Here is a 13,296-nt window from a genome sequence, read left to right as displayed (position 1 = left end):
GTGGCCCGCCGTACCGTGGACCGCATGAAGACGTTCGAGTGGACCGTGATCGGCACGGACATCGGGCCGTTGTTCCTCGCAGCGACCGGCGAGGGGCTGGTCAGCGTGGTCTTCCACGCCTCACCGGCCGTGCGGGACCGGGCTGTGGGACTCCTGGCGGGCCGTCTCGGAGCCGAGCCCGTCGAGGACGCGACGAGCCGGCTCGCCGAGCCGATACGCCAGCTCCAGGCCTACTTCGCGGGCACGCTGCACGACTTCGCCCTGCCGCTGGACTGGTCGCTCTCGGCCGGCTTCAACCGCCAGGTGCTGCGGGAACTGCTGGCCTGCGTGGAGTACGGGACGGTCGTCGGCTACGGGGATCTCGCGGCCCGCGTCGGGCAGCCGGGCGCGGCGCAGGCGGTGGGCGCCGCCATGGGATCCAATCCCCTGCCGGTCGTGGTGCCGTGCCACCGGGTGGTCGAGACGGACGGCGGACTCGGGGGCTTCGGGGGAGGTCTGGAGACCAAGCGGCAACTCCTGGCGCTGGAGGGGGTGCTGCCGCAGCCGCTGTTCTGAGGCTCCTGTTGCCGGGCGTCCGTTCTGGCACACTGCGTCAGTGACCACGATGCCCGACGCTGCTGACATACCCGACGCGCCCAAGGCCGCCGTGGCGGCCGCCGAGCTGCCCGCGATACGCCGGCGGATCAACGCCGTGCTGATCGCGAGCCAGGTCCTCGGCGGTCTCGGCGTCGCCACGGGTATCGCCCTGGCCTCCGTACTCGCACAGGAGGTCAGCGGCACAGAGGCGCTGTCGGGGCTCGCCCCGACCGCCACCGTGGCCGGGACCGCGCTGCTGTCCGTGCCGCTGGCCGCGCTGATGACCGCCCGGGGCCGCCGCCCCGGTCTGGTCCTCGCCTACTTCATCGGGGCACTGGGCGCGGGCGTGGTCGTCGTGGCCGCCGTCATCGGCAACTTCCCCCTGCTGCTGATCGGCATGGCGGGCTTCGGGGCTGCGTCGTCCGCGAATCTGCAGGCCCGGTTCGCCGCTGCCGACCTCGCGGAACCCGAGCGGCGCGCGCGGTCGATCTCCACCGTCGTGTGGGCGACGACCATCGGCGCGGTGCTCGGCCCCAACATCGCCTACCCGGCCGGTCGGAGCGTGTCCGGGCTCGGCGTACCGGCTGCCGCGGGCCCGTTCCTCTGGGCGGCCGGAGTGTTCCTCGTCTCCGCGGCGCTCGTCCACATCCTGCTGCGGCCCGATCCGCTGCTCACCGCCAGGGCCATGTCGCCGGCAGACAGCTCTGCCGCAGGCCGGTCGCTGAAGGCCGGACTGCTCGCCGTACAAGAGTCGCCCATGGCCCGTCTTGCGCTGGTGACGGTGGCCGTCTCGCACACCGCAATGGTGTCGATCATGTCGATGACCCCGGTCGCCCTCAGCCACCACGGCGCAGGGATCGAACTGATCGGCTTGGTGATCAGCGGTCATATCGCGGGCATGTACGCCTTCTCGCCGCTGATGGGCAGGCTCACGGACCGCGTCGGGCGGCTCGCGGTGATCGGGCTCGCCGCGGGGCTGCTCTGCATGGCCGCGCTGCTGGCCGGTACGGCGGGCGCGAGTCACGGGCGGACCGCGGCAGGGCTGTTCCTGCTCGGGCTCGGCTGGTCCGCGGGGCTGGTCTCCGGTTCCACGCTGCTCACCGAGTCCGTCCCGCAGCCCACCAGGGCGGCGGTGCAGGGCCTGTCCGACCTGACGATGAACGCGGCGGCCGGGGTGGGCGGCGCGGCGGCCGGACTGGTGGTGGCGCAGGCGGGTTACGGGTGGCTGAACGTGGTCGGCGCCCTGCTGCTGGTGCCGATGGCGGGGTTGGCCGTGCGGCGGGCCCTCGCCGCGCAGTAGCGGCCGGGACCTGACCGTCCGCCCTTGCCCCGATGTTTGCGGCCGACTCCGTCGCGCCAGGGATGGGACATGCCGAAGACCGCAGTCATGGTGTCCGAAGAAGTGCGGGAGGCGCTCGACACCGGCGCTCCCGTGGTGGCCCTGGAGTCGACGATCATCGCGCACGGACTGCCGCGTCCGCGCAATCTGGCCGTCGCGGAGGAACTGGAGGCCCTCGTCCGCTCGGGCGGCGCCGTCCCCGCGACCATCGCCGTACTCGACGGAAGAGCCCACGTCGGCCTCACCAAGGCCGATCTGGAGCGGGTCGCCGGTGACCCGGACATGCGCAAGCTGGGCCACCGTGACCTCGCCCCGGCCCTCGCGACGGGCGCGAGCGGCGCGACGACCGTCTCCGCCACGGCGTTCCTCGCGGACCAGGCCGGCATCCGGGTCTTCGCGACCGGTGGGCTCGGCGGTGTTCACCGGGGGTGGGCGCAGACACAGGACGAGTCGGCGGACCTGCGGCTCCTCGCCCAGGTGGGCGTGACCGTGGTCTGCGCGGGCGTCAAGTCGATCCTGGACGTCCCGGCCACGCTCCAGCGGTTGGAGACGCTCGGGGTGACGGTGATCGGATACGGCACGGGACGGTTCCCCGGCTTCTATCTGACCTCCTCCGGGGAACCGGTCGACTGGACCGTCGGTTCCCCCGACGAGGTCGCCGCCGTGATGCGCGCCCAGGACGCCGTGGGCGGACCGTGCTCCGCACTGATCGTGGCCAATCCCGTCCCGGTGCAGGAGCAGCTGGACCCCGAGCTGCACGACCGGGTTCTGGCGAAGTCCCTCGAGGAGGCGCGGGAGAAGGGCGTCACGGGGCAGGCCGTCACACCGTTCCTCCTCGAGCGGCTGATGCGGTACACCGACGGCGCGTCCCTCGAGGCCAATCTGGCGGCGGTGCGCGGCAATGTGCGGCTGGCGGCGCTGATCGCAGCGGCGTACGCATGACGGGTCTCCTCGTCGTGGGTGACGTCGTCACCGATGTCGTCGCCCGGCACAGCACACCCCTCGTCCATGGCACGGACACCGCCGCGAGGATCCGTATCCTCCCCGGCGGCGCAGGGGCCAACGTGGCCTGCTGGGCTGCGCATCGGGGCTGCCGCGATGTGCGGCTGCTCGCCCGGGCGGGCGTCGCCGACCTGGAGTGGCACGCGACGCGGCTGCGTGCGGCTGGTGTGGTGCCGCTGCTCGTGCCCGACGACGAGGTCCCGACCGCGACGGTCGTCGCGCTCGTCGACTCCACCGCGGAGCGGACGTTCCTCACCGACGGTGCCGCGGTGCTGCGGCTGTGTCCGGCGGACTGGGCTTCGTCGCTGCTGGACGGCGTCGGCCATCTGCACGTGTCCGGCTATCTACTCTTCTCCGACGTCAGCCGGGCCGCCGCGCTGAGGGCGATGGCCGCGGCTCGCGGCAGGGGCGTGACGGTGAGCGTGGACCCTGCCTCCGCGGGGTTCATGGCGGAACTGGGCGTCGAGCGGATGCTGTCGGTCCTCGACGACGTGGACGTACTCCTGCCGAACGCGGACGAGGCACGTCTCCTGACCGGTCTGCCCGATCCTGTCGACGCCGCCGCGAAACTCAGCCACCTCGTGCCGCTGACGGTGGTGACGCTGGGCGCTGGCGGCGCGGTGGTCGCCGAAGCCGGCAGGGTCACGGCCCGCCTGCCGCCGTGCCCCGCCGATGCGTTGGACACGACGGGTGCGGGCGACGCCTTCACCGGGGCGTTCCTGGCGGCACGGCTGGCGGGTGCTGATGCCCGTACGGCGGCGGCGGAGGGCTGCCGGGCCGGTGCCGAGGCGGTGACACGCATCGGCGGCCGCCCCTGAGCAGCGTCAGCCGATGCCGGACCAGGCGGGGTGCCGCGGGTCGTCCGCACGTACCAGCACGTCCGCAGCGTCGCCCGGCCCGACCTCCTCCTCGTACCGTGCGTACGCCGGGAGGGTCCAGCGTTCGCTCTCGTCCGTGCGGCGCTCCAGCGCGCCCGGCGAAAGCCGCAGGTGGACGGTCAGATCGAACGGGAACCAGTGCCCCAGCAGGAACGGCCCGTGCAGCAACAGCACGCCTCCGGGAGGGAGTTCCACGCGCGGGCTGCGGGTGGCCCGGTCGGTCACGGGGTCCCACAGATCGGGCAGGACCCTTCCGCTTCCGCCCGCCTCCAGCGGTCCGAAGACCTCCCGCCACAGGGCGCCGGTGTCGAACCAGTCGCTGTAGTACGTGTCGGGGTCCTCGCGCCCGTACTCGAACCGCAGGGAGGCAGGGCGGAGAAAGCCACCGGTCCCCACCACGACGACGCCTCGGCCCCGCACCCGCAGCGCTTCGGCGACCCGGCCGGCGAGCTCCCCGGGCCGCGCAGCGGGAGCGCCGTCGACGCCGATGCGCAGCCGGCCGCCGCCGTCACCGGCGGTGGTCCGCAGGGCCTGCTCGGCCAGGTGCTCGGTCAGCCGCTCCCAGGTGATCGCTTCGAGTCGCACGGGCCCATCATCGCTCTGCCGGCGCGGCCGAAGGGAGTTCGCGGATTCCAAGAAGCGAGGCGTCGCCCTCCGCCTTGATCCGCCCGGCGTCCACACCGCCCGCGAGGTCGAGCTCGCCGGCCGCCAGCGCGGTACAGGTCTCCCCGTCGAGCGTGAGACGGACGTCGGGAGCCTCAGCGGGGCCGTCGCCGTACGGCAGTGCGGTGTCGTCGCCGAGCCGCAGATGAAAGACGCCTTCGTCCAGCCGGACCTCGACCACGGCGGCGCGGCCCGGGGACGACAGCGCCCGTCGCAGCGGGATGGCGAACCAGTGCGCCCGCACGGCATCGGTGGGCCGGCGCTCCGCCAGGGCGGTGCCGCCCCATTCGGCCAGGGCGGCCAGCACGGGCAGCAGCCGCCGGCCCTGCTCGGTCAGTTCGTAGACGTACGCCGCGGACGGAGGCGGCAGCCGGCGGCGGGTCGCGAGTCCGTCCCGTTCCATGTCCTTCAGCCGCGAGGCGAGGACGTCGGTGCTCACCCCGGGCAGATCGGCGTGCAGATCGGTGTAACGGCGCGGCCCGGCCAGCAGCTCCCGGACGACGAGCAGGGTCCACCGGTCGCCGACGGCGTCCAGGGCACGGGCGGCCGCGCAGTACTGGTCATAGCTCCGACGGCGGGTCTGACGAGGTGGCATACGACGCAGTCTAGACGTGTTGTTGGACTTTCCAAGCTCCAACTTGGTAAAACCAAGTAAGACATTCAGTCCTGGGAGGGCCACGGCATGGAGTTCCGGCAGTCGAGCAAGCTCAGCGAGGTCTGCTACGAGATCCGCGGTCCGGTGATCGAGCACGCCAACGCCCTGGAGGAGGCCGGGCACAGCGTCCTGCGCCTCAACACGGGCAACCCCGCACTCTTCGGGTTCGAGGCGCCGGAGGAGATCGTCCAGGACATGATCCGGATGCTTCCGCAGGCCCACGGCTACACCGACTCGCGCGGCATCCTCTCGGCACGCCGCGCCGTGGCCCAGCGCTACCAGGCCCTGGGCCTCTCCGACGTCGGCGTCGACGACGTCTTCCTGGGCAACGGCGTGTCCGAGCTCGTCTCCATGGCGGTCCAGGCGCTGCTCGAGGACGGCGACGAAGTGCTCATTCCCGCCCCGGACTTCCCGTTGTGGACCGCGGTGACCACGCTCGCCGGCGGCAGGGCCGTGCACTATCTGTGCGACGAGGAGTCCGACTGGTACCCGGACCTCGACGACATGGCCTCGAAGATCACCGACCGCACCAGGGCGGTCGTCGTCATCAACCCCAACAACCCCACGGGTGCGGTTTATCCGCGCGAGATCGTCGAGGGCATCCTGGACCTCGCCCGCCGTCACCAGCTGATGGTGTTCGCCGACGAGATCTACGACCAGATCGTGTATGACGACGCCGTCCACCACACCGCCGCCGCACTCGCCCCCGACCTGGTGGTCCTCACCTTCAGCGGCCTGTCCAAGACGTACCGCGTCGCCGGCTTCCGCTCGGGCTGGCTCGTCGTCAGCGGCCCCAGGCAGCACGCCCGCAACTATCTGGAGGGCCTGACCATGCTCGCCTCCATGCGGCTGTGCCCCAACGCCCCCGCCCAGTACGCGATCCAAGCCGCGCTCGGCGGCCGGCAGTCCATCCGGGAGCTGGTCGCACCTGGCGGCAGGCTCCATGAGCAGCGCGTGCGGGCCTGGGAGAAGCTGAACGAGATCCCCGGCGTCTCATGCGTGAAGCCGAAGGGTGCGCTCTACGCCTTCCCCCGCCTCGATCCCAAGGTGCACCCGATCCACGACGACGAGAAGTTCGTGCTGGACCTGCTGCTGCGCGAGAAGATCCAGGTGGTGCAGGGGACGGGGTTCAACTGGCCGCGCCCCGACCACTTCCGCATCCTCACGCTGCCGCACGCCGACGACCTCGACGCAGCGATCAGCCGCATCGGCCGCTTCCTCGGCGGCTACCGGCAATAGAGGTGCGGCCGGGCCGTCGTCAGCGCGTGTCTGGGGTGCGCTCGGCCGGCGTCACGAGGGTACGGACCGGCCTGCCTGCCAGATACGCCGTGATGTCCTCGACCGCCTCGCCGAAGTACCCCTCGTAGTTGCGGCGGGTGACATGACCGGGGTGCGGCAGCCCGAGGAAGTTGGGAGCCGTGCGCAGCGGATGCCCGCCGGCAGCGGCTCCTGCTCGAAGACATCGGCGCCCGCTCCGGCGAGCCAGCCTTCGCGCAGCGCCTGGACCAGTGCCTCCTGGTCGACGATCGCCGCCCGCGATGTGTTGACGAGGTACGCCGTGCGGCGCATCCGCTTCAGTTCGCCGGCGCCGATCGGGCCCCGGGTGCGCTCGCCGAGCTGCAGATGCACCGAGACGAAGTCCCCGGCCTCGAGGAGTTCCGCGAGCGACCCGGCCCTCGCCACGCCGTGCTCGGCCGCACTTTCATCCGTGAGATTCCGGCTCCACGCCATCACGTCCATGCCGAAGGCCCGGCCGACCGCGGGCGACCTTCGCGCCGATCCTCCCCAGCCCGACGAGTGCGAGCGTGCGGCCGTGCAGATCGCTTCCGATCGTGGACTGCCACGGCCCGCCGTCGCGCAGGGCGCCGGCTTCCTGGACGACGTGGCGTGCCAGGCCGAGGATCAGCGCCCAGGTCAGCTCGGCAGGCGGCTCGGAGTTGCTGGCGGTGCCGCAGACGGTCACGTTGTTACGGGCGGCCGCCTCGAGGTCGATCGACGCGTTGCGCATGCCCGAGGTGACGAGCAGCCGCAGCCGTGGCAGCCGGTCGAGAAGGGACGCGGGAAACGGCGTCCGCTCGCGCATCACCACCAGGATCTCGCAGTCACCGACCGCGGCGACCACCTCGTCCGGTGAACCGAGACGATCCCGCAGCCCCCGTACTTCGACGACATCCGCGAGCGGGGACCAGTCCGCCATGGACCGGGCGGCGCCCTGATAGTCGTCGAGCACGGCGCAGTTGAGCGTCATGGGAGCGGAGCGTACCCGCCGGGTACTTACCCGGCATGGACCTGGTGGTGATCCGACCGCTCAAGGGAAGGCACTGCTCGGAGTGCCGCAGAGGCCCGCTCCCGATGCATCTCCTCGAGTCCGGCGCACCGGTCTGCCTGGACTGCGCGGACCTCGGTCACCTGGTGTACCTGCCGAGGGGGGACGCCGCCCTCACCCGGCGGGCGCGGGAGGCGAGTGCCCTGTGGGCGGTGGTGGTCCGCCTCAACCGCCGGCGCGGCCGCTACGAGCGCCAAGGACTGCTCGTCGAGGAACCGGCGCTCGCCCGCGCGGAGTCGGCGTGCCTCGCCGACGCGGACTCCCGGGCCCGCCGCCGTGCGCGGGACGCGGCGCGGCGGGCATCCGAGGACAGCCGGTTCACCGCCGAACTGACCGCGGTGATACGGCGGCTGTTCCCGGGCTGCCCCAAGGAGCGTGCCGCCCGGACGGCCGCGCACGCCTCGGTGCGCGGCAGCGGACGCGTGGGCCGCACCGCGGCGGGCCGCTCACTGGAGGAGGGAGCGGTCACCGCCGCGGTCCGCGCGTCCGTACGGCACCTCGACACCGACTACGACGCCCTGTTGATGGCAGGCGTGCCCCGCCACCAGGCGCGCGCCCGTGTCTCGCAGCAGATCGATGCCGTGCTGGCGTCCTGGCGGCGGCCCGTGGACCCGTCCTAGACCTGCCGGGAAGGACGGAACCGGCGGTACAGCACCAGGCCGCCCAGGATCATCGTCACCCCGGCGGGAACAGCGAAGGCGAGTTCGTCGGACCCCGTTTGGGCCAGCGATCCCCCGGCGGCCTTCGGGGCCTCCTCGCCCTGCGCGGCCGGCTGCTCGGGCTCACCGACCTCCGGCGGGGTGGCCGGCTCCTCCTCGACGGGCGGCTTGCCCCCGTGCACCGAGGTGTTGCCGGTGGCAGGGTTGCCGATGCCGACGACATTCACGGAGTTGCCGCTCACATTGACCGGCACGTCGACGGGGAGTTGCACGGCGTTGCCGGAGAGCACGCCGGGCGAATGGGCCGCACTGCCGTCCGCGTGGGCACCGCCGCCCGCACCGTTGCCGCCGTTGCCCTGCGACATGTTGGCGCAGGTGTTGCCCACCGCCGGATTGAGCAGTCCGACGACGTTGGCCGTGTTGCCGCACACGTTCACCGGAACGTGCACGGGAAGCTGGACGGCGTTGCCGGAGAGCACGCCGGGCGATCCGGCGGCCGAACCGTGGGCGCCGGAGTCCGCCTGGGCGTAACCCGTCGCCATCGCCAGTGCGCCACCCGTGAGCATCACGGTCGCCAGGCCCTTTCGGTGAACCTGCCTCATGGGTTGCCTGCCTTCAGAAGAAATTCCACGGGACACTTGCCCGCACCGGACTTAACGCCCCAGGGGCACATCGGTTCTGCCGAACGAAGCATTCACCCCTTCGGGTGTGTCATGTTTCGACGGTCTTCGCACGCCTGTTGCCCGAACCAGGGTCCGTTCTACGCGTCGTAGTCCTGGATATCGTCGCGGGGGCATCTCGTTGCGGGGGCGTCCCACCCCGGCGTCATCCCGTTGCGGCTCACCTCCCGAGAAGCGCTGTCAGCGCCCCGACCGGGTCACTGTCGGGGGTGCCGCGCGGCCACCAGTCCTCGCGGTCGGGGTCCGACTCGTACCCGTACCAGAGGCCGTCGCGGCCGAGCCGGAGCTGGAGCGAGCGGGAGGAGAGGTGGTTGCGCCAGGGACGGAAACCGGGGAAGTCCGCGGCGGCCAGGGCCGGGCGTGCCCGGTCGAAAGGGCCGGCGGGCGGATCCCACGGCTCCTCCAGCACGGACAGGGCCGCCGGTCCGCCCTGTCGCCAGGCGGCGACGGCGCGGGCCAGATCGGTTGGCGTACGGTCGGCTCCGGCGGCGAGGTCGCGATACAGGGCGCGGGTGGCTGCGGTGAGGCCGGAGCCGGGGTGGGCGGCGGCAAGTCGGACGGCGTCCTGCCAGCGGGTGAGGGAGGCGACGGGGTCACGGCCCGTGCTGAGCAGAACATGAGCGCGGCCGGCGGCCTCACCGGCCAGCAGGTCCAGGGCGAGCGGGTCGGGAGCGCCGGGTACATGCGGGTAGGCCGGGGGGCGGCCCGGTCGCTGCGGGGCGGGGAAAGGCGGCGGCAGCGGGGGCAACGGGGTGTCCGTGGCGAGGGCCTCGATCGCGGACACCGTCGCCAGGGGAGCTGCGGACGCGGCCGCGGTGTGCTCGGCCGCGGAACGGGTCGCGTTACGTCGGGAGAGCGCGGAGAGGATCTCCCGTTCGCCCCGGCCGCGCATCAGGAACAGCACGAACGGGTCCTCGTCGAGCAGCCTGGCGGTCTGGTAACTGAGCGCCGCAGCGTGCTTGCAGGGGTAACCGTCGTCCGGGCAGGAGCAGTCGGGGATCAGGTCGCCCGGTGTCGGCAGCAACTCGGCGGCGTCGGCCAGCGCCTGTGGGACGTCCTTGTCGAGGAGGGCCGCGATGTGGTCGGGGCGGGCCGCCGCCGCGGCCAGGAAGTCGTCCCAGTCGTCGTCGCTGAGGGTGCGGAGGCGGATCTCCGTGCGGTACGGACGGGCGCGGCTGCCCTGCACGTACGCCATGACCCGGCCGGGCGTCACCGTGATGGAGGCGACATTGCCCTGGGCGGCGTAGACGCGGCCGCGCGCCAGGCGCGCCGGATCGAGGGCGGTGTCCTCGAGCGCCTCCACCCAGGCCTTGCCCCACCAGGTCGTGGCCGTCTCGTCTCCGGCGAGCGGCCCGAGCGCGGGGAAGGTGCGGCGCTGGTCGTCGAGGTGTGGCCCGCTCGGCCGGCCGGGCCGGAAGCCGGGGTACACGCGGGGGGTCATGCGGGCCTCCGCAGAGAGACGAGGTCGGCCAGCTCCCGGTCGGTGAGCTCGGTCAGCGCCGCCTCGCCGGACCCCAGCACCGCGTCCGCCAGAGCGCGCTTGGAGGCGAGCATCTCGGCGATCCGGTCCTCCACCGTGCCCTCGGTGACCAGTCGGTGGACCTGCACGGGCTGGGTCTGGCCGATGCGGTAGGCGCGGTCGGTCGCCTGCTCCTCGACCGCAGGGTTCCACCAGCGGTCGTAGTGGACGACATGGCCCGCCCTGGTGAGGTTGAGCCCGGTGCCCGCCGCCTTGAGCGAGAGGATGAACACCGGCACCTCGCCCGACTGGAAGCGGTCGACCATCCGTTCGCGCTCCGCCACCGGCGTCCCTCCGTGCAGCAGCTGGCTGGGGACCGCACGGGACGACAGGTGGGCGGAGAGCAGGCGAGCCATGGAGACGTACTGGGTGAAGACGAGGACGGAGCCGTCCTCCGAGAGGATCGTCTCGAGCAGTTCGTCGAGCAGCGCAAGCTTTCCCGAGCGACCCGCCAGCCGGGCGGATGCGCCGCTCCCGTGGTCGGTACCGCGCGCCGCGCCGTACTCCTTGAGGAACTGGGCGGGGTGGTTGCAGATCTGTTTGAGGGAGGTGAGCAGCTTCATCACCAGGCCGCGGCGCGCGATGCCGTCCGCGGCCTCGATCGCCGCCATGGTCTCCCGCACCACGGCTTCGTAGAGGGACGCCTGCTCCCGCGTGAGTGGCACGGGGTGGTCGGACTCCGTCTTCGGCGGCAGCTCGGGCACGATGCCAGGATCGGACTTCTTGCGGCGCAGCAGGAAAGGGCGGACGAGCCGCGCGAGCCGCGCGACGGCGTCGTCGTCCTCGCCGTTCTCCACGAGGCGGGCGTGGCGGGAGCGGAATGCCTTGAGCGGGCCGAGCAGCCCTGGAGTCGTCCAGTCCAGCAGCGCCCAGAGTTCGGAGAGGTTGTTCTCCACCGGGGTGCCGGTGAGGGCCACACGGGCGGTGGTGGGGATGGTGCGCAGTGCCTTCGCGGTGGCGGAGAAGGGGTTCTTCACATGCTGGGCCTCGTCGGCGACAACCATCCCCCAGGTGTGCGCCGCCAGTTCGTCCGCGCTGCTGCGCATGGTGCCGTATGTGGTCAGCACGAAGCCGCCGTCCGGAGTGTCGAGGGTGCGGCCCGCACCGTGGAACCGCCGCACGGGGACGCCCGGGGCGAACCGGGCGATCTCCCGCTGCCAGTTGCCCAGCAGCGACGCCGGGCAGACGACCAGCGTCGGGGCGGTACGCGCCCGGCGCAGGTGCAGAGCGATCACGGTGACGGTCTTGCCGAGGCCCATGTCGTCGGCCAGGCAGCCGCCGAGGCCGAGCGACGTCATGAGGTCCAGCCAGGCCAGGCCCCGCAGTTGATAGTCCCGCAGCGTGGCGTGCAGGCCCTCGGGCGCCTCGGCGGGGGCGGTGACGGCGGTGAGGCGGTCGCGCAGGGCGGCCAGCGCGCCCGTCGGCACGGCCTCCACGCTCTCGCCGTCGATCTCCGCCGTGCCGGTCAGGGCCACGGCCAGGGCGTCGACCGGCTCCAGCAGGCCCAGCTCCCTCTTGCGCGCCTTGCGCACGAGGTCTGGGTCGACGACGACCCAGCGGTCACGAAGCCGCACGATGGGGCGGTGCGACTCGGCGAGCGCGTCCATCTCGCGCTCCGTCAGCGGATCGCCGTCGAGCGCCAGCTGCCAGTCGAACCTGAGCAGTTCTGCGCTGTCGAAGAAGGGCGTGCCGTCGGTGGCGGACCCGGGCGCGGAGCGCACGACGGCAGCGGCCGTCAGCGTACGCGCGAGCTCTTTCGGCCAGTGCACGCTCACTCCGGCCGCGTCCAGGCGGGCGGTGCCCGGTCCCAGCAGCTCGTACAGTTCGTCCTCCGTCAACGGCAGCACGTCCGGAACGTCTCGCTCCAGCAGCCGCGCGAGCGGCTGCCAGGCGCGGGCGGCACGGCGCAGCGCGAGCACGGCGTCGATGCGGGCTCGCGGCCCGAAGTGCTCGTCGCCGGCCCCTGCCCACAGCCGCGCGGCGTCCATGACAAGGGTCGGGTCGGCAAGGCTGTGCACCTGGACGACGGCGGCGCCCGCGTTGCGCTCCGCGCCGCTGTCCGCGGAGATGTCGAAGAGGTCGTACGCGGACAGGTCCAGGCGCAGGGAGACCCGTACGCCCGCGTCCATCCCGGCCGCGGCCTCGGCAGCCCACCCACGGGCTCCGGGAAGATGCTGCGGCTCGGCCGCCGCGAACGGCGCGCCCGCGGCGTACGCGGCGGCAGGGGTGCGCGGCAGGCTGTCCGCCACGGCGTCGAAGAACGCCCGCACGAGGGCTTCGGGCTCCGGCAGCCGCGTGCCGTCAACGGGGGCGGCATGCGCCTCGTACGGCATGGCGGCGGCGATGGCCCGCAACTGCGCGACGTCATCGGCGTCGAGCGGTCCGGCGCGCCATGCGTCGTGGTCGCAGGAGGTCAGTCCGGGCAGCAGTCTTCCACGGGCGACGAGATGCAGCGCATGCAGCACGGCCGCGCCCCAGCACGCTGCGGCGGGATGTGCAGCCGGGTCCCGCCGGGCCGCGATCAGCAGCGGCGCCGCATCCACGACGGACATGACTACGGCGGGAACGGTCACATGGCGGACGCCCGGCGCGTCCGCGTCCTCATAGGGGCGGAGGACCGTGATCTCGCCGCTCGCACCGGCAACCGGCCGCCCCTCCGGGCCCCAGAACGCGACCCGGCCCTCCCGCGGCAGAGCGGCGGGCAGGAAGACGGCAGCGGCGGCACGGACGGCGGTCGTGTCCGGGTCCGAGGTCATCGCGTCATCTCCTCTCCCGCGAGTGGGTGCGTGCCTGGTGTGGCACTACGTAGGAACGACCTTACGGGCGAGGTCTGACACTGACGGCGGTACAGCCGTGACCTGGCCTTCTCCCACGGGGTGGCCTGACCGCCGAGGGGCACCGCAACGGACGCCGACCGCCGCCGCGCTGGTCCCCCTCCGTGGCGAACCGCCGCCACGCCCTGAGGACCGGGACTCCGCCGGGCGTGGCCGTTCCCCGTC

Annotated in this window: 11 protein-coding genes and 1 pseudogene; 6 read left to right on the top strand and 6 right to left on the bottom strand. The window is 72.8% G+C overall.

What is annotated here, in order from left to right; genetic code table 11:
- The first annotated feature begins 24 nt into the window (after positions 1 to 24).
- The 4 genes from IE198_RS08450 (at position 25) to IE198_RS08435 (ending at position 3,735) form a co-directional block, all read left to right on the top strand.
- Positions 25 to 555, top strand: a complete 531-nt coding sequence (locus tag IE198_RS08450) for a methylated-DNA--[protein]-cysteine S-methyltransferase (RefSeq protein ID WP_189884335.1) — start codon at positions 25 to 27, stop codon at positions 553 to 555.
- A gap of 49 nt (positions 556 to 604) precedes the next feature.
- Positions 605 to 1,876 carry an MFS transporter gene (locus IE198_RS08445; protein WP_189884411.1) on the top strand — a complete coding sequence of 424 codons (1,272 nt, stop codon included), beginning with the start codon at positions 605 to 607 and terminating at the stop codon, positions 1,874 to 1,876.
- A gap of 69 nt (positions 1,877 to 1,945) precedes the next feature.
- A complete protein-coding gene (locus tag IE198_RS08440) occupies positions 1,946 to 2,857 on the top strand; it encodes a pseudouridine-5'-phosphate glycosidase (protein ID WP_189884333.1) in 912 nt (303 codons plus the stop codon).
- Positions 2,854 to 3,735 carry a carbohydrate kinase family protein gene (locus IE198_RS08435; RefSeq protein ID WP_189884330.1) on the top strand — a complete coding sequence of 294 codons (882 nt, stop codon included), beginning with the start codon at positions 2,854 to 2,856 and terminating at the stop codon, positions 3,733 to 3,735. Before IE198_RS08440 ends, IE198_RS08435 begins: the two co-directional genes overlap by 4 nt.
- 6 nt (positions 3,736 to 3,741) lie before the next feature.
- Here IE198_RS08435 and IE198_RS08430 read toward each other — a convergent pair whose 3' ends face one another.
- Together IE198_RS08430 and IE198_RS08425 are read right to left on the bottom strand one after the other, a co-directional pair.
- The gene (locus IE198_RS08430) at positions 3,742 to 4,380 is read right to left on the bottom strand and encodes a nucleoside/nucleotide kinase family protein (protein ID WP_189884329.1); all 639 of its coding nucleotides are present in this window, start codon (positions 4,378 to 4,380) and stop codon (positions 3,742 to 3,744) included.
- A gap of 7 nt (positions 4,381 to 4,387) precedes the next feature.
- Complete coding sequence (locus IE198_RS08425) at positions 4,388 to 5,053, bottom strand: winged helix-turn-helix transcriptional regulator (protein WP_189884327.1); 666 nt, start codon at positions 5,051 to 5,053, stop codon at positions 4,388 to 4,390.
- 87 nt (positions 5,054 to 5,140) lie between these two features.
- Between IE198_RS08425 and IE198_RS08420 the strand changes: the two genes are divergently transcribed.
- Positions 5,141 to 6,352, top strand: coding sequence for a pyridoxal phosphate-dependent aminotransferase (locus IE198_RS08420; RefSeq protein WP_189884325.1), 1,212 nt, complete (start codon positions 5,141 to 5,143; stop codon positions 6,350 to 6,352).
- Between the two features lie 19 nt (positions 6,353 to 6,371).
- On the opposite strand, the pseudogene IE198_RS08415 reads toward IE198_RS08420, so the two are convergent.
- Positions 6,372 to 7,361: pseudogene (locus IE198_RS08415) on the bottom strand (D-2-hydroxyacid dehydrogenase family protein).
- A 35-nt stretch (positions 7,362 to 7,396) separates the two neighbouring features.
- Between IE198_RS08415 and IE198_RS08410 the strand changes: the two are divergent.
- Positions 7,397 to 8,059, top strand: a complete 663-nt coding sequence (locus IE198_RS08410) for a DUF2293 domain-containing protein (RefSeq protein ID WP_189884323.1) — start codon at positions 7,397 to 7,399, stop codon at positions 8,057 to 8,059.
- On the opposite strand, the gene IE198_RS36315 is transcribed toward IE198_RS08410, so the two are convergent.
- The 3 genes from IE198_RS36315 to IE198_RS08395 all read right to left on the bottom strand — a co-directional run bounded on the left by IE198_RS36315 (position 8,056) and on the right by IE198_RS08395 (position 13,053).
- Positions 8,056 to 8,700, bottom strand: a complete 645-nt coding sequence (locus IE198_RS36315; RefSeq protein ID WP_189884321.1) for a chaplin — start codon at positions 8,698 to 8,700, stop codon at positions 8,056 to 8,058. The two genes, IE198_RS08410 and IE198_RS36315, sit on opposite strands and share 4 nt — an antisense overlap.
- Before the next feature lie 238 nt (positions 8,701 to 8,938).
- Positions 8,939 to 10,219, bottom strand: a complete 1,281-nt coding sequence (locus IE198_RS08400) for an SWIM zinc finger family protein (RefSeq protein ID WP_189884319.1) — start codon at positions 10,217 to 10,219, stop codon at positions 8,939 to 8,941.
- The gene (locus IE198_RS08395; protein WP_189884318.1) at positions 10,216 to 13,053 is read right to left on the bottom strand and encodes an SCO1167/SCO6262 family helicase; all 2,838 of its coding nucleotides are present in this window, start codon (positions 13,051 to 13,053) and stop codon (positions 10,216 to 10,218) included. The genes IE198_RS08400 and IE198_RS08395 overlap by 4 nt, the downstream gene beginning before the upstream one ends.
- Positions 13,054 to 13,296: the final 243 nt, after the last annotated feature.

It is taken from the genome of Streptomyces xantholiticus, assembly GCF_014651015.1.
GTDB classification, from domain to species: domain Bacteria; phylum Actinomycetota; class Actinomycetes; order Streptomycetales; family Streptomycetaceae; genus Streptomyces; species Streptomyces xantholiticus.
This window is presented reverse-complemented; position numbering and strand designations above follow the sequence as displayed.